Origin of the sequence: Pararhizobium sp. (assembly GCF_965279435.1) — a bacterium.
Classification (GTDB): domain Bacteria; phylum Pseudomonadota; class Alphaproteobacteria; order Rhizobiales; family Rhizobiaceae; genus Pararhizobium.
This window is the reverse complement of the sequence record NZ_CBDIHY010000003.1, coordinates 4,386,101-4,408,250: the sequence shown is the minus strand read 5'-3', so window position 1 is coordinate 4,408,250 and position 22,150 is coordinate 4,386,101. Positions and strand designations below refer to the sequence as shown.

The 22,150-nt window shown below is 60.2% G+C and carries 24 protein-coding genes; 12 read left to right on the top strand and 12 right to left on the bottom strand.

From position 1 onward, the window contains the following. Positions 1-77 precede the first annotated feature (77 nt). Positions 78-2,171: a putative bifunctional diguanylate cyclase/phosphodiesterase gene (locus ACQY8Q_RS27165; RefSeq protein ID WP_428429656.1), complete on the top strand. Its 2,094-nt coding sequence runs from the start codon at positions 78-80 to the stop codon at positions 2,169-2,171. Between the two features lie 9 nt (positions 2,172-2,180). On the opposite strand, the gene ACQY8Q_RS27160 is transcribed toward ACQY8Q_RS27165, so the two are convergent. Then, the gene (locus tag ACQY8Q_RS27160) at positions 2,181-3,365 is read right to left on the bottom strand and encodes a benzoate/H(+) symporter BenE family transporter (RefSeq protein ID WP_428429655.1); all 1,185 of its coding nucleotides are present in this window, start codon (positions 3,363-3,365) and stop codon (positions 2,181-2,183) included. A gap of 199 nt (positions 3,366-3,564) precedes the next feature. Between ACQY8Q_RS27160 and ACQY8Q_RS27155 the strand changes: the two genes are divergently transcribed. The 3 genes from ACQY8Q_RS27155 to ACQY8Q_RS27145 all read left to right on the top strand — a co-directional run bounded on the left by ACQY8Q_RS27155 (position 3,565) and on the right by ACQY8Q_RS27145 (position 6,712). After that, a complete protein-coding gene (locus tag ACQY8Q_RS27155; RefSeq protein WP_428429654.1) occupies positions 3,565-4,512 on the top strand; it encodes a helix-turn-helix domain-containing protein in 948 nt (315 codons plus the stop codon). A gap of 179 nt (positions 4,513-4,691) precedes the next feature. Then, positions 4,692-6,200: an aldehyde dehydrogenase gene (gene adh, locus ACQY8Q_RS27150; protein ID WP_113245001.1), complete on the top strand. Its 1,509-nt coding sequence runs from the start codon at positions 4,692-4,694 to the stop codon at positions 6,198-6,200. 125 nt (positions 6,201-6,325) lie between these two features. Continuing rightward, positions 6,326-6,712 (top strand): DUF779 domain-containing protein, encoded by a 387-nt coding sequence (locus ACQY8Q_RS27145; protein ID WP_428429653.1) that lies wholly within the window; start codon positions 6,326-6,328, stop codon positions 6,710-6,712. Between the two features lie 27 nt (positions 6,713-6,739). On the opposite strand, the gene ACQY8Q_RS27140 is transcribed toward ACQY8Q_RS27145, so the two are convergent. From ACQY8Q_RS27140 to lgt, 6 genes are all read right to left on the bottom strand, one after another. Beyond that, positions 6,740-7,672: a ribose-phosphate pyrophosphokinase gene (locus ACQY8Q_RS27140; protein ID WP_426227249.1), complete on the bottom strand. Its 933-nt coding sequence runs from the start codon at positions 7,670-7,672 to the stop codon at positions 6,740-6,742. A gap of 224 nt (positions 7,673-7,896) precedes the next feature. Continuing rightward, a complete protein-coding gene (locus tag ACQY8Q_RS27135; RefSeq protein WP_428429651.1) occupies positions 7,897-8,760 on the bottom strand; it encodes a hypothetical protein in 864 nt (287 codons plus the stop codon). A gap of 86 nt (positions 8,761-8,846) precedes the next feature. Beyond that, a complete protein-coding gene (locus ACQY8Q_RS27130) occupies positions 8,847-9,998 on the bottom strand; it encodes a M24 family metallopeptidase (RefSeq protein WP_428429649.1) in 1,152 nt (383 codons plus the stop codon). Position 9,999: 1 nt separating this feature from the next. Beyond that, a complete protein-coding gene (gene pgeF, locus ACQY8Q_RS27125) occupies positions 10,000-10,794 on the bottom strand; it encodes a peptidoglycan editing factor PgeF (protein WP_428429648.1) in 795 nt (264 codons plus the stop codon). A 159-nt stretch (positions 10,795-10,953) separates the two neighbouring features. Next, entirely contained in the window at positions 10,954-12,048 is a 1,095-nt protein-coding gene (locus ACQY8Q_RS27120; protein WP_428429647.1) for a class I SAM-dependent methyltransferase, read from the bottom strand. A 10-nt stretch (positions 12,049-12,058) separates the two neighbouring features. Further along, positions 12,059-12,874, bottom strand: a complete 816-nt coding sequence (lgt, locus tag ACQY8Q_RS27115; RefSeq protein WP_428429891.1) for a prolipoprotein diacylglyceryl transferase — start codon at positions 12,872-12,874, stop codon at positions 12,059-12,061. Between the two features lie 218 nt (positions 12,875-13,092). Here lgt and ACQY8Q_RS27110 point away from each other — a divergent pair, with 218 nt between their 5' ends. The 5 genes from ACQY8Q_RS27110 (at position 13,093) to ACQY8Q_RS27090 (ending at position 16,050) form a co-directional block, all read left to right on the top strand. After that, complete coding sequence (locus ACQY8Q_RS27110) at positions 13,093-13,356, top strand: accessory factor UbiK family protein (protein ID WP_428429646.1); 264 nt, start codon at positions 13,093-13,095, stop codon at positions 13,354-13,356. 431 nt (positions 13,357-13,787) lie between these two features. Continuing rightward, positions 13,788-14,288 carry a YbjN domain-containing protein gene (locus tag ACQY8Q_RS27105; RefSeq protein ID WP_037098689.1) on the top strand — a complete coding sequence of 167 codons (501 nt, stop codon included), beginning with the start codon at positions 13,788-13,790 and terminating at the stop codon, positions 14,286-14,288. A 2-nt stretch (positions 14,289-14,290) separates the two neighbouring features. After that, the gene (gene proC / locus ACQY8Q_RS27100; RefSeq protein ID WP_428429645.1) at positions 14,291-15,109 is read left to right on the top strand and encodes a pyrroline-5-carboxylate reductase; all 819 of its coding nucleotides are present in this window, start codon (positions 14,291-14,293) and stop codon (positions 15,107-15,109) included. A 16-nt stretch (positions 15,110-15,125) separates the two neighbouring features. Next, the gene (locus ACQY8Q_RS27095; RefSeq protein WP_428429644.1) at positions 15,126-15,467 is read left to right on the top strand and encodes a tRNA-binding protein; all 342 of its coding nucleotides are present in this window, start codon (positions 15,126-15,128) and stop codon (positions 15,465-15,467) included. Positions 15,468-15,492: 25 nt separating this feature from the next. Continuing rightward, positions 15,493-16,050: a protein tyrosine phosphatase gene (locus tag ACQY8Q_RS27090; RefSeq protein WP_428429642.1), complete on the top strand. Its 558-nt coding sequence runs from the start codon at positions 15,493-15,495 to the stop codon at positions 16,048-16,050. On the opposite strand, the gene ACQY8Q_RS27085 is transcribed toward ACQY8Q_RS27090, so the two are convergent. Genes ACQY8Q_RS27085 through ACQY8Q_RS27075 form a run of 3 tightly spaced genes read right to left on the bottom strand, consistent with a single transcriptional unit; the run spans position 16,051 to position 18,650 of the window. Then, a complete protein-coding gene (locus tag ACQY8Q_RS27085; RefSeq protein WP_428429641.1) occupies positions 16,051-17,430 on the bottom strand; it encodes an ATP-binding protein in 1,380 nt (459 codons plus the stop codon). It lies immediately after the preceding gene. Positions 17,431-17,455: 25 nt separating this feature from the next. Next, a complete protein-coding gene (locus ACQY8Q_RS27080) occupies positions 17,456-18,157 on the bottom strand; it encodes a response regulator transcription factor (protein ID WP_113245688.1) in 702 nt (233 codons plus the stop codon). Between the two features lie 49 nt (positions 18,158-18,206). Further along, positions 18,207-18,650: a MarR family winged helix-turn-helix transcriptional regulator gene (locus ACQY8Q_RS27075; protein ID WP_428429890.1), complete on the bottom strand. Its 444-nt coding sequence runs from the start codon at positions 18,648-18,650 to the stop codon at positions 18,207-18,209. Between the two features lie 313 nt (positions 18,651-18,963). Here ACQY8Q_RS27075 and ACQY8Q_RS27070 point away from each other — a divergent pair, with 313 nt between their 5' ends. Beyond that, the gene (locus tag ACQY8Q_RS27070) at positions 18,964-19,854 is read left to right on the top strand and encodes a branched-chain amino acid aminotransferase (protein ID WP_428429640.1); all 891 of its coding nucleotides are present in this window, start codon (positions 18,964-18,966) and stop codon (positions 19,852-19,854) included. Positions 19,855-19,956: 102 nt separating this feature from the next. Here ACQY8Q_RS27070 and ACQY8Q_RS27065 read toward each other — a convergent pair whose 3' ends face one another. Then, complete coding sequence (locus ACQY8Q_RS27065) at positions 19,957-20,226, bottom strand: hypothetical protein (protein ID WP_428429639.1); 270 nt, start codon at positions 20,224-20,226, stop codon at positions 19,957-19,959. Positions 20,227-20,655: 429 nt separating this feature from the next. Between ACQY8Q_RS27065 and ACQY8Q_RS27060 the strand changes: the two genes are divergently transcribed. Further along, positions 20,656-20,826, top strand: coding sequence for a hypothetical protein (locus tag ACQY8Q_RS27060; protein WP_428429638.1), 171 nt, complete (start codon positions 20,656-20,658; stop codon positions 20,824-20,826). 134 nt (positions 20,827-20,960) lie between these two features. Further along, positions 20,961-21,602 (top strand): MBL fold metallo-hydrolase, encoded by a 642-nt coding sequence (locus ACQY8Q_RS27055; RefSeq protein ID WP_428429637.1) that lies wholly within the window; start codon positions 20,961-20,963, stop codon positions 21,600-21,602. Positions 21,603-21,695: 93 nt separating this feature from the next. On the opposite strand, the gene ACQY8Q_RS27050 is transcribed toward ACQY8Q_RS27055, so the two are convergent. Further along, positions 21,696-22,139 (bottom strand): BA14K family protein, encoded by a 444-nt coding sequence (locus tag ACQY8Q_RS27050; protein ID WP_428429636.1) that lies wholly within the window; start codon positions 22,137-22,139, stop codon positions 21,696-21,698. Positions 22,140-22,150: the final 11 nt, after the last annotated feature.

The following is a 22,150-nucleotide window of genomic DNA, read 5'->3' as shown; positions in this document are numbered from 1 at the left end:
AGGTTGTATAAGTGTCATTTAATGATTATTAGTGGTTGCGTGAGACGATCCCGTCCGTATCATTACGAGTGGTGTCCATGCTCAAGGTTCTTTCCTGTATAGTCACCGAACACAGTTACGGGCTTCTCGCGCTTGCAACTCTTGTTTGCGCATTGGGGTCTATCCTGACCGTCCGGCTCTACGTCCGCGTCCAGCGCAGCGTCGGAATGCAGAAGCTGAACTGGCTGTTCACCAGTGGCGTCGTCGGTGGGTCGACGATCTGGATGACGCATTTCATTGCGATGCTGAGTTTCAATCCACCACTGGCACATGCCTATGAGCCGACGCTGACGATGGCCTCTCTGGCTGCTGCAATCGTCATCACCATTTTGGGGTTTCTGATCACGGCGGCGGGCAAGCCCAGCATCCTCGTTGAATTCGGCGGCGTCGTCGTCGGGGCAGGGATCGCCATTATGCACTACACGGGCATGGCCGGTTACCAGATTGCCGGCCGGATGGAATGGGATCAGAGCTACTACGCGGCTTCGGTGTTTCTCGGCATCGGCTTCGGTGCCGTTACCATGAACCTGATTGCAAGGCCGGGTGCGCCTGCCCGTCAATATCTCGGCATTGCCACCCTGATCCTGGCGATCACGACGATGCATTTTACCGGAATGAGCGCGATCACGATCATACCGGATGCGTTCATTATCACCTCGACTGAGATGATCCCCGATAGCCTGTTGACTGTGGTGGTCGCTATTATCGGCGTGATGCTGGCGCTCGGCGCATCGACCTATGCCATCGATCTTCAATCGACACGGGGAGCGGCGGAACGGTTCCGCTATCTGTCGCTTCACGACCCGCTAACCGGATTGCCAAACCGCGTTGCTCTCGGAGAGCATCTTCAGGAGATGATATCCCGGCAGAAGAATGACGCGCCGGGGATCGCGGTCCTGTCCTTTGACCTCGACCGGTTCAAGGACGTCAACGACGTGCACGGGCATGCGGCCGGCGATGCGGTGTTGCGCGGCGTGGCTGAACGCATGTCAAAGGTATTGGGCGAGGGGGAGTTTATCGCGCGCATGGGCGGCGACGAGTTTGTCGCCCTGTCCCGCAATCTTGCCGGTGATAATGCCGCGTCTGCCTTTGCGTCGAGGCTTATCGAGGCGATCATCAAGCCCGTCGAATGGCAGGGGAAAAATTTGCTCGTCGGCACCAGCGTGGGTATTTCCCGCTACCCCGCCGACGCGCCCAAGCCGGAGGAGCTTCTGGCCCAGGCGGATCTTGCCATGTACCGTGCCAAGACGGTCGGATCGAATGCCGTTCGGCACTACGAGCCGGCAATGGACGATGCGGCCCGCGACCGCAGCGCACTGGCGATGGACATGCGCCAGGGGATCGAGCGCAATGAATTCGAGCTTTACTACCAGTATCAGAACAACTCGCTGACCCGTGACGTCATCGGTTTCGAGGTTCTGCTGCGCTGGCATCATCCTGTGCGGGGCATGGTGCCACCGGCGGAGTTCATTCCGATCGCCGACAGGAACGGCTTCATTCACGAACTGGGCGACTGGGTGTTGCGCACCGCCTGTCAGCAGGCGGCATGCTGGAAGAACCCGCTCAGGATCGCGGTGAATGTCGCTCCGGGCCAGCTCGCCAACGCCAACCTGGCGACGCGGGTGCACGAAATTCTTCTGGAAACGGGCCTTGAGCCATCGCGGCTGGAACTGGAAATCACCGAATCCGGCATCATCGCCGATCATCAAAATGCCCTGCGTATCATCCGGCAGTTGAAGCAACTCGGCGTCAAGATCGCCATGGACGACTATGGCACCGGCTATTCCTCTCTAACGACCTTGCAGAACTTTCCGTTCGACAAGATCAAGATCGATCGTGCCTTCATCGATGGCGTGACGACCAACCGCCAGTCGGCGGCGATCGTCCGCTCGACCATCATCCTTGCCGACAGCCTCGGCATTCCGGTTCTGGCCGAAGGTGTCGAACGCGAAGAGCATATGGATTTCCTCTTGAAAGAAGGCTGTCCGCAGGTACAGGGTTTTCTGTTCGGCAGGCCGATGCCTTTGAGCGAGATCAGTCATGTGGTGAACAGGCCGGGCGGGGAACGACCCTGCGATAAGGCCGACCAGACGGAACCGGAAACCATCCACATTCGGTCCGCCGTTGCTTGACCGGCTGTCTCAGTCTTTCCGCGACCGGGTGAACCGGGCGAGTGCGAGCATCAGCCCGCCCGCCATCAGCCCCCAGAAAGCACCGGAGACCCCTGCGAAACTGACGCCGGATGCGGTAACCAGAAATGTCACGGCCGCCGCTTCCCGGCCGTCGGCTTCCTTGAATGCGGCCATGGCCGATCCGGCAAAGGCGCTGATCAAAGCAAGGCCGGCCACCGCCTGGATCAGGATCGGTGGGGCGAGGCTGACAAAGGCCGTCACCGTTGCAGCCAGAAGCCCGAAGACAATATAACCGGCACCGGCAACGATCGCCGACCAGTAACGCCGTGCCGGATCACGATGCGCGTCCTCACCGGCGCACATGGCAGCGGTGATCGCCGCTAGGTTGACCGCGTGGCCGCCGAACGGGGCACTCAGGATCGAGAATACGCCGGTTGTTGCAAACAGCGGCCCCGGCTGCGGCTCATAGCCGTTCACCTTCAGGACGGCGATGCCCGGAATGTTCTGCGACGCCATGGTGACGATGAACAGCGGCAACGCAATGCTGACGAGGCCGGCGACTGTGAAAGCCGGGGTGACCCATTCGATATGCGGAACCAATGTCGCCGAAAGCCGCGCCATCGCATCGGCTGGCATATCGACCCCAAAGGCCAGTACCAGTACGAATGCCAGAAGCGCGGCGGGCACAGCAAACAGCCGGTTGATGCTGCCGACAATCACCCAGGCGATAACGATGGGCAGGCCAAGCAGAGGATTGAAGGCGATGGCCTTGACCGGCGCAAAGCACAGCCCGATCAGCACTCCGGCGAGCATCGCATTGGCGAGCGCCGCAGGGATGGCGGCAACTGCCCGACCGAGTGGTTTCCACAGGCCCGCAAGGACGATCAGCGCGCCGCAGATCAGGAAGCCACCGACCGCCGTATTGAAGCCGCCGGCGACCGCGCCTGAACTTGCCAGCAGTGCCGCGCCCGGCGTCGACCAGGCGATGCTTACCGGCAGCCGTGTCGAAAGGCTGAGCACGATCGCACACAGGCCCATCGATACCGACAGCGCCATCAGGCCGGACGCCGCTTGCGCTTCGGTTGCGCCAACGCCGGTCAGGCCATGCAGCACGACGGCAAAGGAACTTGCGAAACCAACAAAGGCAGTGAGCAGGCCCATGAACAGGCTCTGAAGGGAGAAGTCACGAAACATTGTACGGGAACCATGGCTGCGGGGCGTGTCTGGACAATAGATTCGCCTATCATATCGTCATGTTCGGGCAATACCATCTGCTTCGGATGGGCTATAAATAGGGGTGAGGCCGTTTTGTCTTTGACCTTTGCTCAACTGGACGTTTTACTGCCATTCTATCTATGGTGAGGTTCGCGTCAGCCCTCAGGGAGGAGAGCCGATGAAACATTCCGATCATGTTCAGGCCGTTGCACACCACATGTCGGCCGCAGCCAGTTCGCCCGTCGCTGCCTCGTGGCGCCGTTGCCTGACCGTCCACGGGCTGTCGCCCGAAGATGCCCGCTCGCCCGTACGGCTTTCTGAGCAGGAATTCCGGGCAGCGCGGGAAAAATCCGGGCATCTGATCGAGGAAGCACAGGGCGAGCTCGACCGGCTGTTTTCGACGGTTGGCAAGGCGGGCTGCTGCCTGCTGTTGACCGACGAGAATGGCATCGCGCTCGAACGCCGCGGCGCGCCAGGCGACGACCATGATTTTCGTGGTCTTGGCCTCTGGTCCGGAACCGTGTGGAGCGAGGCGAGCGTCGGCACCAACGGTATCGGCACGGCAATTGCCGACGAGCGCGCCGTCGTCATCCAGCGCGACCAGCATTTCCTCAGCTGCAACACCGGGCTCTCCTGCGTCACTGCCCCGATCCGCGATCATCTCGGACGGGTCGCCGCCGCCATCGATATCTCCACTTGCCGCGACGATGCCGGCGAAATGGCCATGCTGCTTTTGTCGCAGGCGGTGCGCGATGCCGCCGCCCGCATAGAGGCCAATCTGTTCCACCGCGCCTTCAACGGCGCGCGCATTCTGCTGGTGCCGGCCGACGGCAAGAGCAGCCCGGCGCTGATCGCCATCGACCGCGACGATCTCGTGCTCGGTGCAACCCGCGCCGCCCGCCTCAAGCTCAATCTCGACGATCGGCGCATTGCCGGTGGTGTGCCCGCCGCCGATCTCCTGAACGAAGCGCCGACGGGGCACGGCGAGGATCTTGTCGATGCCGAACGCGCCGCTCTTCGCCGCGTGTTGTCGCGCGCCCATGGCAACGTGTCGCTGGCGGCCGATACTTTGGGGATCAGCAGGGCGACGCTGTACCGGAAGATGAAGAAACTCTCGGTCAATTGATGCCGCCGGTTGGGGTGCAGCGGTATTTGCCGCGCTGCAGCACGTTTGCTGCATTTCACCTGTCGCACATCTGAAACACTTGGTGTCCTGCGCAAGCAGGGTGCCTCTACGCGTTCTGAACGTTCCGGCGCACCTTTCTCCCCAGCAGATGTTGGAGTCTGTTCAGGAGGAGAAATCACATGTTGCATCAAAAGATCGTCGAGAATCCGTTCAAGCAGAAGTACGGCAACTATATCGGTGGCGATTGGCGTGAGCCGGTGAGTGGCCGCTATTTCGACAACACCACACCGGTCACCGGCGGCGTGCTCTGCCAGATCGCCCGTTCCGAGGCTGCCGATATCGAGCTGGCACTGGATGCCGCCCACGCCGCCAAGGAAAAATGGGGCCGCACCTCCTCGACCGAGCGCGCCAACATCCTGATGAAGATCGCTCAGCGGATGGAAGACAATATCGAGCTTCTGGCCAAGGCCGAGACCTGGGACAACGGCAAGCCGCTGCGTGAAACGATGGCCGCCGACATGCCGCTCGCCATCGACCATTTCCGCTATTTCGCATCCTGTGTCCGCGCTCAGGAAGGCACGATCGGCGAGATCGACCACGACACGGTCGCCTATCACTTTCATGAGCCGCTCGGCGTCGTCGCCCAGATCATCCCCTGGAATTTCCCGATTCTGATGGCCGCGTGGAAGCTTGCTCCGGCGCTGGCTGCCGGCAATTGCGTCATCCTGAAACCGGCCGAACAGACACCGGCCTCGATCCTTGTCTGGATCGAACTGGTCGGCGACCTTCTGCCGCCCGGCGTGCTCAATATCGTCAACGGTTTCGGCCTCGAAGCCGGTAAGCCGCTTGCCACCAACCCGCGCATCAACAAGGTCGCCTTCACCGGTGAAACCTCCACCGGCCGGCTGATCATGCAATATGCCAGCCAGAACCTCATCCCGGTAACGCTGGAACTCGGCGGCAAGTCGCCGAACATCTTCTTCGAAGATGTTATGCGCGAGGATGATGACTATCTCGACAAGGCGCTGGAAGGTTTTGCGATGTTCGCGCTCAACCAGGGCGAGGTCTGCACATGCCCAAGCCGCGCGCTGGTGCATGAAAAGATCTACGACCGCTTCATGGAAAAGGCGATCAAGCGCGTTGCTGCGATCAAGCAGGGCAACCCGCTCGACATGTCGACGATGATCGGCGCCCAGGCTTCCAGCGAGCAGCTGGAAAAGATCATGTCCTACATGGATATCGGTAAGCAGGAAGGCGCCGAGGTCCTGATCGGCGGCGAGCGCAACAATCTTGAGGGCGAACTTTCCGGTGGCTTCTACGTCAAGCCGACGGTGTTCAAGGGCCACAACAAAATGCGTGTCTTCCAGGAGGAAATTTTTGGGCCAGTCGTGTCGGTGACTACGTTCAAGACCGACGAGGAAGCCTTGGAAATCGCCAATGACACGCTCTATGGCCTGGGTTCCGGCGTCTGGAGCCGCGATGCCAATCGCTGCTACAATTTCGGCCGCAACATCCAGGCCGGCCGCGTCTGGACCAATTGCTATCACGCCTATCCGGCTGGCGCTGCCTTCGGCGGCTACAAGCAATCCGGCATCGGCCGCGAAACCCACAAGATGATGCTCGATCATTATCAGCAGACCAAAAATATGCTGGTGAGCTACAGCCCGAAAGCGCTGGGTTTCTTTTGATGTTTTCCTTCTCCCCGCTTGCGGGGAGAAGGTGCCCGAAGGGCGGATGAGGGGCCGCTCAAGCTTGCCCCTCACCCTAACCCTCTCCCCGCAGGCGGGGAGAGGGGACTATTTCGGAGATAAAAATGACCGACACCATCCAGGGCGAACCGCGCGTGCTTGCCACCGACGCAGCGCTGGCGTTCATCAAGGAGATTCAGCAGGATCATCCCGATGTGCTGTTTCATCAGTCCGGTGGCTGTTGCGATGGTTCATCGCCGATGTGTTATCCGGCGGACGACTACATTGTCGGCGATAACGATATCAAGCTGGGAGAGATTGGCGGTGTGCCGGTCTATATCAGCGCCAGCCAGTTCGAGGTCTGGAAGCATACGCAGCTGATCATCGATGTCGTGCCGGGCCGGGGCGGGATGTTTTCGCTCGACAACGGCCGCGAACGGCGGTTTCTTACCCGCTCGCGGTTGTTTGCAGGCGGCGAGGCCTGTGCCATTCCAATTGTCAAAAGAGCGTAAAGCGGCTGGTGCCGCTGATTGCGTGGATCAATCGAACAGGCTGGAGACCGATTCTTCCTGGCTGGTGCGGTTGATCGCTTCGCCGATCAGGCTGGCGGTCGAGATGACGCGGATATTGTGCGCCGACTGGACTGCCGTGGTCGGCTGGATCGAGTCGGTGATCACCAGTTCCTTGAGCTTCGAAGATGTCACTCGGGCAACAGCACCACCGGACAGAACGCCGTGGGTGATATAGGCCGTGACGCTGGTGGCGCCGTTCTTCAGCAGAGCTTCCGCAGCGTTGCAGAGCGTGCCGCCGCTGTCGACGATATCGTCGATCAGCAGACAGTCCTTACCTGTAACATCACCGATTACATTCATCACCTCGGACTCACCGGCGCGTTCGCGTCGCTTGTCGACGATGGCCAGCTGGCAGTCGAGGCGCTTGGCAAGAGCACGCGCACGGACCACACCGCCGACGTCAGGCGAAACGACCATGACGTTTTCGAGATTGTAGTTTTCCTTCACGTCGCGCGACAGGATCGGCACAGCGTAGAGGTTGTCGGTCGGAATGTCGAAGAAGCCCTGAATCTGGCCCGCATGCAGGTCGAGCGTCAGGACGCGGTCGGCGCCGGCTTCGGTGATCAGGTTGGCGACCAGTTTGGCTGAAATCGGCGTGCGCGGAGCGGATTTGCGGTCCTGCCGGGCATAACCGAAATAAGGAATGACGGCAGTGATGCGGCGGGCTGATGAGCGGCGCATGGCGTCGGTCATGATCAGCAGTTCCATCAGATGGTCATTGGTCGGAAACGACGTCGACTGAACGAGGAAGACATCCTCGCCGCGCACGTTTTCCTGAATTTCCACGAAGATTTCCTGGTCGGCAAACCGTCTGACGGTTGCTTTGCCCAGGGGCAGGTTGAGATAATTGCAGATCGCTTCGGCCAGGAGCCGGTTCGAGTTGCCTGCGAAAACCTTCATCGATGGTCCGCCTGTGCTGGCGCGGCTGTTTCGTCCGCGCAAATTCCGTAAGCCAGCTTAGGTCTCGATCGTCCCAAGCTTATGCGCGCTTCATAACGCCCTTGACTTTGAATGCAAGAGGATTGCCGCGTTGCAGCGTAGTTTATCCTAAAAAGATTTGTCTAAACGTGGCGAAGTAACGACATTTCGCCTCACGGCGGCGCATTTTGCGCCCTGGCCGGTGTTTAGCCGGCGTTGCCGGCCCGCCAGCTGAGATACTCGTTGATGGTCTTCGTGGCGATCTTTTGCATTGTTTGCGGCGGCACAACGGACCAGAGATCGGCGGCAGTCGCGTCCACTGTGTCCTGCCCCTGAATGCGGTGCAGCCGGTTGCCGGTGCCATCCAGCACGTCCCAGACGTAGACGACCGTCGTCTTGCCGCCATCGTTCAGCGCCGAGAAATATCCCTTGAGGATATGCTGGCTGCTGGTGTCGGATGCGGCCTTGATCGTCAAGCCGTGCGCGCGGGCCTCGCTACCCAGCTGTTTGGACAGTGGCGTCACGACTTCCACTGGCGCACCGATGATCGGCAGGAAGCGGATCGTGCCGGCTGCAGCGGCCGGGGCGATGGCCGCACTTTTCTGCGGCTGGGCTTGCGGCTCCTGCTCGGCAACCTGCTGTTCGGGCTCTGTGGATTGGTCGTTCGACGCCGTGTCGTTGTCGGATGCTGTTTCGGCGGCAACGGGCCTGCGCGTGATCTGCTGGTCCTGCGCCGGGATCTGGCCCTCGCGCAGGCGCCCGGCCTGGGCGTCCAGCGACCCGGCCGGATCGGTATAGTCGGTATCGCCCTGCGCCATCACTGTGCCGGTAGGGCCTTCCGAAAAGCCCTCCTGTTCGGGCGAGGCAAGCTGCGTGCTTTGCACCGGCGCCGATGCCTGCGGCGCGACGTCAACCGTCTGCATGGAGTCGAGATCGGACTGGTTGACCGGCGGAGACGTGAACGTGCCAGCGCCGACATCGACCTGCGGGGTCAGGTCGTCCATGCTGTTGCAGCCCGTCAGGGCTGCAATCATTCCAAGGCTCGCAAAAAGCGTGATCAGCTTGTGCATTGTCCTACCGTCCGGTTCCTCGGTGACGGAATGCCTCGAAGGCCCCACCTTCTTCCGCCGTTCACAAGGACGATAGAGCAATTTTCCTAAGCAGAGATGAAGTCCAGCCCATAGCGCGACAATGCCTTCGGCGCGCCGTCCGTGGTGAGGTATGTCTGACCCAGCGTCATTGCTGTGCCGCTGTCGCTGTCCATGATGATCATATGGACGAACAGCGACATGTCGGGGGTGATCTCCTGCGGATTGCCCATATGGAACATTTGGTGCTCCATCCATGACGGCGAGAAGCGGGCGCCGAGCGAATAGCCGCAGGCGTTCAGCCGGTGGCGGGTCAGGCCGCGCTCATCCATGATCTTTGAGTGAACGTCGAAGACGGTGCCGAACGTGTTGCCGGGACGAAGCACCATTTCGATGGCCTGGATGGTGTCGCGGCAGGCGCTGTAGAGTTCGCGGTGGCGGTTGGTCGGTTCGCCGACAACGACGGTGCGCATCATCGCCGCATGATAGTGGGCGCTGACACCGGCCCATTCCAAGGTGAGCTGGTCCTGAGCGTCGAGCGTCCGGCGGCCGGCCTTGTAGCGGCAAAGCAGCGCATCGGCACCGGAGCCGATGATGAACTCGTTGGCCGGATAGTCGCCACCGCCGGCAAACACGGCGCCCTGCATGGCGGCCAGAATGGCGGCTTCGCTGCCACCGGCATGGATCAGCGGAATTGCGGCGTCCAGCGCGTCGTCGGCAAGGCTGGCTGCCTTTTCGACGTAGACGATTTCCGCAGCGCTCTTGACCAGGCGCAGGCGGCTGACCAGCAGCGACGCATCGATGAGTTCGCCGAAACTGGTCAATTGCTGGTCAAGCAGCCGGGCAGTGCGGCCGGTCATGCCATGGGTGTCATATTCGATGCCGATGCGGGTGCCGAGCAGGTCGAGATCACTGAGCAGGTTCTTCAGGTCCATCGTCGGATCGGCGTTGACGCGGTCGACCCAGACTTCGACGCGCTCGATATTAGAGGTATGCTTGGCCTGACGCAGATCGGCCGAGCGGGTGAGAAGCACCATCGAGCCGTCGGCCTTGACCACCAGCGTCTGAAAGAAACAGTAGCCGAACGTATCGTAGCCGGTCAGCCAGTACATGCTCTCCTGCGCAAACAGCAGCATGGCGGCCAGCTTTTCTTCTTTCATCTTGGCCGTCAGCCGTTCCAGCCGCGCCGAAAATTCGTCCTGCGTAAAATGCAGTGCCATGTTATGCCTCCCGTATGGATATTGCAGAAATTTGCCGGCCATAATCCGGCTCGCTGCGATGGGTCGTCCGGCGGTAGGAGAAAAAACGCTCCTCGTCCGCATAGGTGCAAAGATCGAGATTTTCCGCCATGACGCCTGCATCGGTCAAGCGCTTGGTGGTCAGTCCGGGCAGGTCGAACATGGCGTGGCCCTCGCGCGCCGATGGGGTGAAGAAGACCGCGTAGGCGGGATCCTTCTCCAGAAACCGCTCGACGAATTCGTTGCCGACTTCGTAATTCCGGCGGCTGATCGAAGGGCCAAGACTGGCGGCTATATGCGCGCGGCGGGCGCCGAGCGAGATCATCGCCTCGATCGTGCTTTCCAGCACGCCGGTCAGCGCGCCTTTCCAGCCGGCATGGGCCGCACCGATCACGCCGGCTTCCGTGTCGGCAAACAGGACGGGGCCGCAATCGGCCGACAGGACACCGATGACGAGGCCGGGCGTTGCCGTCACCAGCGCATCGGCTGGCGGCCGTGCGCCGTCATAGTTCCCGTCGACAATCAGGGCGTCGGGTGAATGGACCTGATTGACCGTTGCCAGTTTTTGCGGCCCGGTGCCGAACCACCCGCTGACACGGGCGCGGTTTTCTTCGACAGAGGCGCGTTCGTCCTTCGATCCAAGTCCGACATTGAGGCCGCGGTAGATGCCATCGGAGACACCGCCTTCACGGGTAAAATAGCCATGCCTGATGGTATTGCCTGCTCTTGAAGAGAGAAGCGGGCTTTGCACAGGCGAGAGCAAGGCATCATCCTTCATCGGTTGTTTTGCCTTTTCCATATGCTGCAATGCGGTGGGTTTTCCGGGCGGGGCGGCTGCGTCAGCCCCAAGTGATTTGGCCGGATGTTGGCCTTAAGGGGCGGTCTCTGTCAATCCATCGAAACGACAGTGGACGTCGCCGGCGCGTCCTGGCCGCCGCTATTTCTGGAAAGGAACGAGCGCGACATTCGGGTTGCTGACGACCAGAACCTTGAACAATTCACCCATTTTTCCTTCACCGGCTCCAGCCAGCCGTTCGGCGTCGGAACGGATGTTTTCCTGGGTCTCTGTGCTCTTGTCGCGGCCAAGCGCTGCGGCGCGTTCGGCAAGGCCAAGTGCGATCAGAAAGTCGCCCTGATAGGTCAGGCCGTTGATCTGCAGGCTTTCCGCCACGGCGCGCCGGGCCAGCTGCTCGAAATCGACATGGCTGGTGATGTCGGCCAGACCGGGATGGGCAAGCGGCGGATCAAACTGATGGTCGCGCACCGCCTGCAGTGTGTCGCCAAGGCCCGTTGCCATATGGCCGTAGTCGATGATCACAGCCGTTCCGCCGTGGGTGCGGATACGCTCGCTGAGCGCTGCCATCACTGCATCGCGGGCAGGGGCGATTTCGAACATTGCTCCGAGCGGTGCTGCCGGGGCGGATGCTGGAAGCAGGTCCGGATCGATGCCGGCCACGCCGGCCGCAAACGCCAGTTCTCCGGCCGCATCAAGGCCGACAAGCCGCTCCTTGAACCCTTGTGCCGTCTTGACGAACTGGCGGATGGGGATGGCGTCGAACAGTTCGTTGGCCGCCAGAAGCAGAAAGCCATCCGGCAGAGTGTCGAAGCTGTCATGCCACGAAATTTTGAACTTGTGGGCAACCAGCGTCTGCTGCTGCACTTTCTGCAGCCGCTCGCTGGTCTCGACCAGATGGACGCTGGCTGCCTGATAGAGGGCAGGCGACAGCTTGGCGACGACGCGCAGGATATCGGCCATCATCGTACCACGGCCGGGCCCGATCTCGGCGATGTTGACTCGAACCGGCTCGCCATGCCGCTGCCAGGCCTGAACCAGGAAAATACCGAGCATCTCGCCGAACAGCTGGCTGATCTCCGGCGCCGTTATGAAGTCGCCGGATTGGCCGAAAGGTTCGCGGGTCCTGTAGTAGCCGTGTTCCGGGTCGGCTAGGCAAAGCGAAAAATAGTCGGTCACGCTGATCGGGCCATTGGCCAGAATGATGGCCTTGATCTTGTCCGCGAGCGGCGTGGTCATGTCGGCCCCTTCACGCGGTCACGGCCGTGGCGCGCCGGGCCCGCAGGATAGCCCAGAGGCCAATCAGTACCATCGGCACCGACAACAGCATTCCCATGGTCAACCAGCCACCGAAGAGATAACCGAGCTGCGCGTCCGGCTCGCGGAAGAACTCCACGAAGATGCGCGCCAGACCGTAACCCGTCACGAAGGTGCCGCAGACGAGGCCAGGCGTTTTCAGCGCTTGGCGATAATAGATCATAACGGCAAGAACCGTCAGCAGCACGAGACCTTCGAGCGCTGCTTCGTAAAGCTGGCTCGGGTGGCGGGCGAAAGGTCCGCCTGTTGGAAAGACGACGGCCCAAGGAGCGGAGGACAACCGGCCCCACAGTTCGGCATTGATGAAATTTGCGATCCGGCCGAAGAAAAGACCGATCGGTACGACGGCGGCGACGATGTCGAACAGGCTCCAGACGGCAATCTTGTTGCGCTTGGCAAAGAGGATCATGGCAATCATCGTGCCGATCAGGCCGCCGTGGAAGGACATTCCGCCATTCCAGATTTCCAGGGCACGGATCGGGTTGGCGATCACGCTTTGCAGATCGTAGAACAGGATATAGCCAATACGCCCGCCGCCGACGATGCCGGCCGCGACCCAGAGCAGGAAGTCATCGAGCTGCGTTTCGGTGATGGCAGGGGAGCCGTCACGCCAAAGTGCCGTGTTGCGCGCCAGCCTGCGGGCATATTGCCAGCCGATCAGGATGCCCGCCACGTAAGCCAGGCCGTACCAATGGATCTGCAAGGGACCAAGAGAAATCAGCACCGGATCGATTTCCGGAAAAGGCATGATCGAGAAGAGTGTTGTTATTGTTTCCAAGGTCTTGCTTCGTTTCCATCGGTTGTTTGGCGGAACATGGCCCTGCGGCAAGGCAGGGTCAAGGCAAGCCGCGTTCACGAAAGGCTCACATCCCCGGTATTTTTCCTTGCATCAGCCCGCATGTGCTCCTACCTCCTCTTCAAGCCCGCAGAGTGGGCAATGGACGTTCAAGACCGGAGACCGAGACGATGAGCACAGGCGCAAACCGCATTCTGGATGATTTTGCCAAGTTGATGACGGACGCGGCGGGTGCTGCCCAGGGCGTGCGCAAAGAAATGGAAACGGTTTTTCGCGCCCAGGGCGAACGGCTGTTGAATTCCATGGATATCGTCAAGCGTGAGGAATTCGAGGCTGTCCGCGAAATGGCGCTGAAAGCGCGTGAGGAAAACGACGTGCTTCTCGCCCGGATCGCAGCGCTGGAAGCGCGCCTTTCAGACGCCGGCAAGTCATAAGAATCAACGCGGTGGCGCTCGCTGTGCCGCCGCGTTTGACCGGGTTGCGGGGCAGGTGTCCCGGGACGGTACAAGAAGGCTCTTTTCAGGGCTGCCTGCACGGCGTTTTTCATAAATCTTTCACCCTGTGGACACTGCCGAAAAACGCTTATGGCAGAGTCGTTTAAGAACGGGTGCTGAATCAATTTAAGAGAGCCTATCCACAACCACCGGCGCTATTTTTCACCCGGGGGGCTTTCATGCGGACTCCGGCATTATACACTGATTTTAAATGATGATTCGAAACGGATCACGCAAGCTCCAGGCAGGGTATGTCAGCCAGGATGGCCGTGTTTCCGGTATTCATAAGTGTTTGTTTCTGGTGTTTGAGTTTGCAGCCTTGTGTGTGAGCACGATGTTGCATGTCTGCGCCAGGACTTTTGGGGTGATGCATGAGCCTGATGGAACTGGAACTTGAGCGCCAATCGAACCCGGTCGATATGATCGAGTTCGTCGCGGCCAATAATGATTGGTCCTTCGAGCGCTCTGGCGAGGACGAAATCGCCATGACTGTGGAAGGGAAGTGGACCGATTACCACGTCTCCTTCTCCTGGATGGAAGAATTCGAGGCGCTGCATCTTGCTTGCGCCTTCGACATCAAGGTTCCCGAAAGCCGCGTCAACGAAGTGATCCGGCTGCTCTCCCATATCAATGGCCAGGTGCTGATGGGGCATTTCGACCTCTGGCGTCAGGAAGACGTTGTGATCTTCCGGCAGTCGCTGCTGCTTGCCGGCGGTGCCGAGCCGACCAACCAGCAGGTCGAAGTTCTGCTGTCCAGCGCGCTTGAAGCGTGCGAATCCTATTTTCAGGCCTTCCAGTTTGTCGTCTGGTCAGGTGTCGATGCGCAGAGTGCCGTCGAAGCCGTGATGTTCGAAACCGTCGGAGAGGCGTGACAATGGCTGTGCATGTGTCGGGTCCGATCGTTCTCATCGGTGCAGGCAATATGGGCGGCGCAATGCTCGCCGGCTGGCTGAAAAGCGGCATCTCCGGTGCCGATCTGCTGGTTATCGATCCCGGTCCGCCGCCTGCCATGGCCAAGCTGATTGCCGACAATGGTGCGCGCCACGTGACTTCCGCACCTTCGGATCTCAAGGCTGGCGTTCTCTTTCTTGCGGTCAAGCCGCAGATGATGGCAGCCGTGCTGCCGCCACTCAAGGGGCTTGTCGGTCCTGAAACGGTGGTGGTCTCCGTTGCCGCCGGTACGACGTTGTCGTTCATGCAATCGCATCTCGGTGATGCTGCCATGGTGCGAGCCATGCCGAATACGCCGGCAATGATCGGCAGGGGCGTCACCGGCGCCTTTGCCAATGGCGCAGTATCAGCTGCCCAGCGCGAGCTCGTTCACAATCTGTTGAAAGTGTCCGGCCCGGTCGAATGGGTCGAAACCGAAGCCGATATCGATGCGGTCACCGCCGTCTCGGGCAGCGGCCCGGCCTATGTCTTCTATCTCGTCGAGTGCATGGCGGAGGCTGGCCGCAAGGCTGGTCTTCAGGCGGACCTTGCCATGCGGCTTGCACGGGAAACCGTCGCGGGGGCTGGTGAGCTTTTGCATCAGTCCCCCGACGACGCCTCAAAGCTTCGCCAGAACGTGACGTCTCCCGGCGGCACCACGGCGGCAGCGCTCAACATCCTTATGGCCGATGACGGCATGCAGCCCTTGTTTGACAAGGCGATTGCCGCAGCCCGCAAGCGGGCGGAAGAGCTGGCCGGTTAATTCAGGACTTTTTTCCATGACCGAGACCATCACCTACGCCGATTTCGAGCGCGTCGATATTCGCACCGGCACGATCGTCGAGGCATCGCCATTTCCGGAAGCCCGCAAGCCGGCAATCAAGATCATCATCGATTTCGGCCCGGAGATCGGCCTCAAGAAATCATCGGCCCAGATCACCACCCATTATACGCCGGAAAGCCTGATTGGCCGCCAGGTGCTCGGCGTCGTCAATTTTCCGCCGCGCCAGATCGGCCCGTTCCGATCGGAAGTCCTGACGTTGGGCTTTGAGGACGAGGCCGGAGCGATCGTGCTTGCCGCCACCGACAAGCCGGTGCCGAACGGCAAGCGGCTTCTCTAGGGAATTTCTGAGTAAGGATTTGCTGATGGACCTCAGTTCCGTTCATGACTTCGTCCGTGTCACCTGCCTGCGCGATGCGGCCATGGTCGCTGGCGATTGGTCGGCCTCGCATGTCGTTTCGCTGCTCGATCCCGAACTTGCTGAAGAGCATGTTCCGCGCATTACCAGTGCAAAGCACCACGTCGTTCGGCTGCGCGATCAGGAAAATGCGCTGGCAACCGGCCATTTCCCGGATGCTGTCACGACGTTCTTCGATGCCGTGCTTCCAGCGATCGAACGGGAGGATAGCCGTATCCTGGTGCATTGCCACGCGGGCGTCAGCCGCTCGACGGCGTTTGCCTATGGCATTATAGCTCACCGTTTTGGCGCTGGCCGCGAGGACGAGGCTTTTGCGGCGCTGCTATCGATCGTCAACAAGCCCTGGCCGAACCGCCGCATCATCGAAATCTTCGATGCGCACTGGCAAAGGCAAGGGCGGCTTCTGGCCCCGCTCGACGTCATGCGGTCAAAGCACCCGAAACGCATCGATGCCTGGCACCGGTTCAACGAACGGCGCGGGATGACCGGAACCTATTCGCGCTGATCAGGCGGGCACTCGAACCATCGCCCGCAATCCACCCATTGGACTATCTGCCAACGTGACATTGCCGCCATGGCTTCTGGCGATGTCCAGCGCGATGGCGAGGCCAAGGCCCGTTCCTGAACTGTCGAGATTACGGGCTTCGTCGAGCCGGAAGAACGGCTTGAAGACGTCTTCGCGCGAGCGTTCGGGGATGCCGGGGCCGTCGTCATCGATGGTGATCGTCAGCCATTTGTTGCTGTGCTTGGCATCGATATGCACGGTGTTGGCGTAGCGGTACGCATTCGATGCCAGATTGGCAACCAGCCGGGTGAAGGCGTTCGGGCGCACACGGATATTATCGTCGCCCTCGACCGAGGTCGTGACCGTCTTTTCATGCAGTTCACCCTCAAGCGTCAGCCGGTTCATCAGATCGCTGAGCTTCAGTTCGCCCACGTCTTCCTCCGCTTCGCCGCGTGCGAAGGCGAGGTAACCTTCCAGCATGCTCTGCATGTCCTCAACGTCCTGGTTGAGGTTGTCGAGATCGGCGCTGTCGCCGGCAAGGGCCAGCTGCAGCTTGAAGCGGGTAAGGATGGTTCTCAAATCATGGCTGACGCCGGTCAGCATTGCCGTGCGTTGTTCGATCTGGCGCTCGATGCGCTCGCGCATCTGGATGAAGGCAAGGCCGGCGCGGCGTATTTCCTCGGCCCCGCGTGGGGAAAAATCGTCGATCTTCTGGCCCTTGCCGAAACTCTCGGCGGCCTTGGCGAGCGCCAGGATCGGCCGGATCTGGCCGCGCAGGAACAGGATGGCGATGGTCAGGAGGACCAGCGAGGCACCGACCATCCAGACGATGAAGATATGGGTGTTGGAAGCATAAGCCTGGCTGCGGCGCGCATAGACCCTGAGGATGCGCTGATCATCAAGCTTGATACGGACTTCGACGAGATCGGAATTGCCGACCGTATCGATCCAGAACGGCTTGCGGATCTGCTCGGAAATCTCTTCGCTGAGAATCTGGTCGAGAATTTCGAAAAAGGGTTTTGGACGCGGCGCCGGCAGTTCGCCGTCCGGCTCGATGGAAATGCGCAGGTTGAGCCGGTCACGGGCGATCTCGACAACGTCTGGATAATCGCTGGCTGGCATTTTATCGATCAGGTCGATAACGGCGGCGATATCGCCGGTAACGGCCGCCGAGAGCCTTTGGGTCACCAGCTGCCAATGCCGCTCCATGAAGACAAAGGCGACGACTGACTGCAAGAGCACCATGGGGATAATGACGATCAGCAGCGAGCGGGCATAGAGCCCCATCGGCAAGCGCCGCCGCAGCCAGCGGGTGGTGCGCTTCCAGGTCGTATCGCTGGTTGGGGCGCGGGTGCGCCGCAGGATGTCAAAGCTTGCCATGGATACCCAGCCGCGTGATCATCGGTTAGTCCACGCTCAGCCGGTAGCCGATGCCACGGACTGTCTGCAGCCAGACGGGATTGGACGGGTCATCCTCGATCTTGCGGCGCAGGCGGTTAATCTGCACGTCGATGGTGCGCTCGCCGACTTCCGCCTCGTCGCTGACCAGTTCGTGGCGCGGAATGGTTTCGCCGGCGCGCTGGGAAAACAGCATCATGATCTCCTGCTCGCGGTCCGTCAGCCGGATATGGTCGGCGCCCCGCCGCAGTTCCTTGCGCACCACCGAGAAGGTGAAGGGACCAAAGATGACCTGTTCGACCTTGGGGGCCTTGGCCGGCGCGTTGCGTCGCAGGATATTGTTGATGCGCAGCACCAGTTCGCGCGGATCGAACGGTTTCGGCAGGTAATCGTCGGCGCCTGCCTCCAGGCCTTCGATGCGGGCATTGGATTCGGCAAGCGCCGTCAGCATGATCACCGGCACGGTCTTGATCTTGCGCAGGCTCTGGGTCAGCGAAATTCCGGTCTCGCCGGGCATCATCACATCGACGATCAGAAGGTCGTAGTCGATGCCTTCGAGCTTGCGGCGCGCCTGGTCCGCATCGGCAGCCGTGGTGACGCGAAATCCCTTTTCCATCAGATACCGGTTGAGAAGATCACGGATCCGACGGTCGTCATCCACGACCAGCAGATGGGCGGCATCGTCGTCGATCCTGATCGTCTTTGTCATCTATCGTTGGCCCCGTCATCTCGCATAGGCCGGCTGTGTTTGCCGGGTGTCAATTATCACCGGCATTTTTCATGCCGGCCAGGAAGCGTTTGACCAGTTCACGTGCGCCGGGACCGGTTTTTTCCATCGCCTCGGCGATGCGCCGTGATTGTGGCTCGGCCAAGGCTCTTGCGAGCGTCTTGCCTTCCTTCGTTGTATAGAGCTTGCGCTGCCTGCGATCTTCCGGCCCTGCAATTTGATGAATATACCCTGAATCGATGAGCTGTTTCAAAACACGCGCCAGGCTCTGCTTGGTGATCCGCAGCGTCTCGAGTAGATCGGCGACCGTCATGCCCGGTTCGCGATCGACAAAGTGCAGGACCCGGTGATGCGCACGCCCGAAACCGCGCTTTTCCAGAATCACATCGGGGTCTGAGGTGAAGTCCCGATAGGCAAAGAAGAGCAGCTCGATAATTTCGAAATCGACCGCTTCCGCAGCGTCTGACCCGGTCAGGGAGGTTTCCCCGTCGGTTTTCTGGTTCGGCTGTCCTGCCACGCAGTCGTTTCCTTTCAATTCCAGTGCATTTCACGAAACATTCGAAAAAATATGTCAGCTATATTGACATATTTTTTCGTCATCGGTAAGCCTTTGATCGCAGAAGGGCGAACTTCCGGCGCTTGCTCTATCCCTGAAGATAGGCCGCGCCGCGCCGATCGCCAATCCAAATTCATCATAGCGGATTTCCCTGGCGCGCGTTTGCCGATAAATTGAATCAGGGAAGACAATCAACACAAAGAATGGCGCGTGGACGCCGAGGGATGAGACGATGGCAACAGTTCCTTTTGATCAGTTGGACGGGCAGATCTGGTTCAATGGCGAATTCGTCGATTGGAAGGACGCCAAGATCCATGTGCTGACCCATGGGCTCCACTATGCCAGCGCCGTCTTTGAAGGCGAGCGCGCCTATGGTGGCCGTATCTTCAAGCTCACCGAACACAACAAGCGCCTGCACAAGTCGGCCGAAATTCTCGGCTTCACGATCCCTTATTCGGTTGAAGAGCTGGATGCGGCAACGGTCGAACTTTTGAAGCGCCAGGGTTTTTCCGAAGCCTATGCCCGCCCGATCGCCTGGCGCGGATCGGAAATGATGGGCGTTTCGGCCCAGAGCAACCGCATCAATGTCGCCATCGCCATCTGGCAGTGGGGGAGCTATTTCAATCCGGCCGAAAAGCTGAAGGGTATCCGTCTCGACATCGCCGAGTACCGCCGCCCGGATCCGAAGACCGCGCCTTGCGCCTCCAAGGCCGCCGGCCTCTACATGATCTGCACGATTTCCAAGCATGCGGCAGAAGCCAAGGGCTACGCCGATGCAATGATGCTGGATTATCGCGGCCAGGTGGCTGAAGCGACCGGCGCCAACATCTTCTTCGTCAAGGATGGTGTCATCCATACGCCCGTGCCGGATTGTTTCCTCAACGGCATCACCCGTCAGACAGTCATCGAGCTTGCCAAGCGCCGGGGCTACCAGGTGGTTGAACGCGTGATCATGCCGGAAGAGCTGGCCGATTTCTCGGAATGCTTCCTCACCGGATCGGCTGCCGAAGTCACGCCGGTCTCCGAAATCGGCCCCTACATGTTCAAGCCGGCAACGATTTCCGAGACGCTGATGAACGACTACGTCAAGGAAGTCTATCCGGTCGCAGCCGCCGCAGAATAATCGGCGTCTTCGATGCCGATAAAGAAAAGGCGGCCGACGAGCCGCCTTTTTTGTCAAGATTTGATGCGTTGAGGCGACCGGGTCCGGGCCGCGACCCGCGTTTCAGGCTTGGGTTTTACCCATGACCAGGCCAGCAAGCCCGGTCAGGACACCACCGCCGACAAGCCCGCCGATGGCTTGGGTTATCAGTCCGGCGGCTGCGGCTTCGCCACCCAACATCTGAACGAGATACCCGCCGCCGAGGCCGCCGATCGCACCGACGATCGTCCGTACAACGACGCTGAGTGCCTGTTGCTTGAGAACCGCGCCCGCCGCGTTTCCACCCGCTGCGCCGGCAATCAATTGCGTAATGATAGGCAGTAATGCTTCCATTGCTCGCTGCTCCCGTGTCCGCCATCGGCGTCCGGCCCCCGGACTCACCTGGCACGCCGTCGATCCGGCACGTGCAGGTTGGGGCGAAAATCCGCACGAGTCAATTTCGCAACTGCGAAAAGAGACTTTTGTTGAAAGTCGCCTTCAGGTGGAGAGAAAAACCAGCATGTTCATGCCGTTGTCATGGGAGTGCAATAGCGAAAGGTGACGCATGTTTCGCCCTGCCATTGACGACAGAATTTCCCTTAACCGACCTCCTGCACAATCAGTTCTCAATGAAGTGCAGATGGCTCTGGTTGCTTGCGTCCTTATCCATTCGGATGTTCCCATTGGAACTGCGCCTATCTTCAAATTGCAAAATACTGAAATGGCTCCGCTTTACCGGAACTTTTGAACAATCCGGGTGTTTAGACGCCAACAAGAGAGGGTATGAACATGCAACCGACCATTTCCGAACAACCGTATTCCGCCGCACACCAGTTGCGTCCGGTCGTCATCACTGTAATTGCCGCCAAGCTTGCGGTTTTTGCTCTCCTGATGACCACGATCAATTTCCAGGCGCCTTTGCCGGCAGCCGTCGAACTTGCGGACATGCGTTAAGACCTTGCCTCCAGTCTTCGGTGATCCGGGCATTTCGCAGTTGCTCTGTGTTTCAACAGCTGTCTTTGCCGTTTTCATTGCAGCGCGTCCGCCCTATATGCTGTTCAGCGATACAGACAGCGAGGCATAGCGGCATGTTACAGGCAGGCATTATCCCGGTTACCCATTTCCAGCAGAATTGCACGGTTTTGTTCGATACCGAAACCAAGGAAGGCGTGGTCGTCGATCCGGGCGGCGATGTCGATCTCATCCTTAAGACCATCAAGGAAAATGGCATCACCGTGAAGGCGATCTGGCTGACCCATGGTCATATCGACCATGCCGGCGGCGCCAAGGAACTGAAAGAAGCCCTGAACATCGATATTATCGGCCCGCACAAGGACGATCTGCCGCTGCTCGAAAAGCTTGAGACCCAGGCTGAAAAATTCGGGCTGGCGATGAAGGTCGAAAACGTGCTGCCCGACCGGTGGCTGGAGGATGGCGATACCGTCTCCTTCGGCGAGCATGTGTTCGAGGTGCTGCATTGCCCCGGCCATGCGCCGGGTCACGTGGTCTATTACAACCGCGAGCAGGGTTTTGCCCATGTCGGCGACGTGCTGTTTCGCGGCTCCGTCGGTCGTACCGATCTGCCGGGCGGCAACCACCAGCAGCTGCTCGATTCGATCCGTGACAAGATCCTGCCGCTTGGCGACACTGTTGGCTTCATCTGCGGTCACGGCCCGGGCGGCCAGATCGGCGAGGAGCGCCGCACCAACCCTTATCTGCGCGGTCTTTAACGGCCAACGCCGATCCTGTGCCATGGGCCGGGACAATAAAAAAGGCACGTGCCGATCAGCACGTGCCTTTTTCAGTGAGGTATGAGTGTCGGCTTAGCCGGCCTGGCAGAAATAGTCGCGGCCATCATAGCCGCGGAACGTGCCGGACTGGGAATCGAACGAGCGGTAGCGCTGCGAGCAATACCGGTACCAGCCGGGCGTCCAAGGCTCCAGTCCACCGTAATTCTGAACAACGACGGGGCGAGGGCGGCGATAGACCGGGCGCGGCTCGTAATATTCGGGTTCCGGATCGATGTAGACCCGCTCCTGGTATCGCGGCTGGCTGGCAATCGCGCCGCCGATGATGACGCCGGTGGCAAGGCCAAGCGCGCCGAGTGCGACAGCGTCGCCATTGTTGTGGCGGCGATAGTCTCTGTCGTAGCCACCATGACGATAGCCACGGCGGCCCCAGTCTTCAGCCTGCGCGGACGATACTGTCGGGATGACCGTCGCTGCGGTGGCGAGGGCAAGAACGGCAGCTTTGATAACCTTGTTCATTGATTCGATCC

Coding starts and splice junctions, on each gene's coding strand:
- ACQY8Q_RS27165 (WP_428429656.1), top strand. CDS start 78: ATGCTCAAGGTTCTTTCCTGTATAGTCACCGAACACAGTTACGGGCTT.
- adh (WP_113245001.1), top strand. CDS start 4,692: ATGTTGCATCAAAAGATCGTCGAGAATCCGTTCAAGCAGAAGTACGGC.
- ACQY8Q_RS27110 (WP_428429646.1), top strand. CDS start 13,093: ATGAGCACAGGCGCAAACCGCATTCTGGATGATTTTGCCAAGTTGATG.
- pgeF (WP_428429648.1), bottom strand. CDS start 10,794: ATGAAGGATGATGCCTTGCTCTCGCCTGTGCAAAGCCCGCTTCTCTCT.
- ACQY8Q_RS27160 (WP_428429655.1), bottom strand. CDS start 3,365: ATGTTTCGTGACTTCTCCCTTCAGAGCCTGTTCATGGGCCTGCTCACT.
- ACQY8Q_RS27135 (WP_428429651.1), bottom strand. CDS start 8,760: ATGCACAAGCTGATCACGCTTTTTGCGAGCCTTGGAATGATTGCAGCC.
- ACQY8Q_RS27140 (WP_426227249.1), bottom strand. CDS start 7,672: ATGAAGGTTTTCGCAGGCAACTCGAACCGGCTCCTGGCCGAAGCGATC.
- ACQY8Q_RS27120 (WP_428429647.1), bottom strand. CDS start 12,048: ATGACCACGCCGCTCGCGGACAAGATCAAGGCCATCATTCTGGCCAAT.
- ACQY8Q_RS27095 (WP_428429644.1), top strand. CDS start 15,126: ATGACCGAGACCATCACCTACGCCGATTTCGAGCGCGTCGATATTCGC.
- ACQY8Q_RS27145 (WP_428429653.1), top strand. CDS start 6,326: ATGACCGACACCATCCAGGGCGAACCGCGCGTGCTTGCCACCGACGCA.
- ACQY8Q_RS27155 (WP_428429654.1), top strand. CDS start 3,565: ATGAAACATTCCGATCATGTTCAGGCCGTTGCACACCACATGTCGGCC.
- ACQY8Q_RS27050 (WP_428429636.1), bottom strand. CDS start 22,139: ATGAACAAGGTTATCAAAGCTGCCGTTCTTGCCCTCGCCACCGCAGCG.
- ACQY8Q_RS27130 (WP_428429649.1), bottom strand. CDS start 9,998: ATGGCACTGCATTTTACGCAGGACGAATTTTCGGCGCGGCTGGAACGG.
- ACQY8Q_RS27055 (WP_428429637.1), top strand. CDS start 20,961: ATGTTACAGGCAGGCATTATCCCGGTTACCCATTTCCAGCAGAATTGC.
- ACQY8Q_RS27105 (WP_037098689.1), top strand. CDS start 13,788: ATGAGCCTGATGGAACTGGAACTTGAGCGCCAATCGAACCCGGTCGAT.
- proC (WP_428429645.1), top strand. CDS start 14,291: ATGGCTGTGCATGTGTCGGGTCCGATCGTTCTCATCGGTGCAGGCAAT.
- lgt (WP_428429891.1), bottom strand. CDS start 12,874: ATGCCTTTTCCGGAAATCGATCCGGTGCTGATTTCTCTTGGTCCCTTG.
- ACQY8Q_RS27065 (WP_428429639.1), bottom strand. CDS start 20,226: ATGGAAGCATTACTGCCTATCATTACGCAATTGATTGCCGGCGCAGCG.
- ACQY8Q_RS27060 (WP_428429638.1), top strand. CDS start 20,656: ATGAACATGCAACCGACCATTTCCGAACAACCGTATTCCGCCGCACAC.
- ACQY8Q_RS27070 (WP_428429640.1), top strand. CDS start 18,964: ATGGCAACAGTTCCTTTTGATCAGTTGGACGGGCAGATCTGGTTCAAT.
- ACQY8Q_RS27080 (WP_113245688.1), bottom strand. CDS start 18,157: ATGACAAAGACGATCAGGATCGACGACGATGCCGCCCATCTGCTGGTC.
- ACQY8Q_RS27090 (WP_428429642.1), top strand. CDS start 15,493: ATGGACCTCAGTTCCGTTCATGACTTCGTCCGTGTCACCTGCCTGCGC.
- ACQY8Q_RS27085 (WP_428429641.1), bottom strand. CDS start 17,430: ATGGCAAGCTTTGACATCCTGCGGCGCACCCGCGCCCCAACCAGCGAT.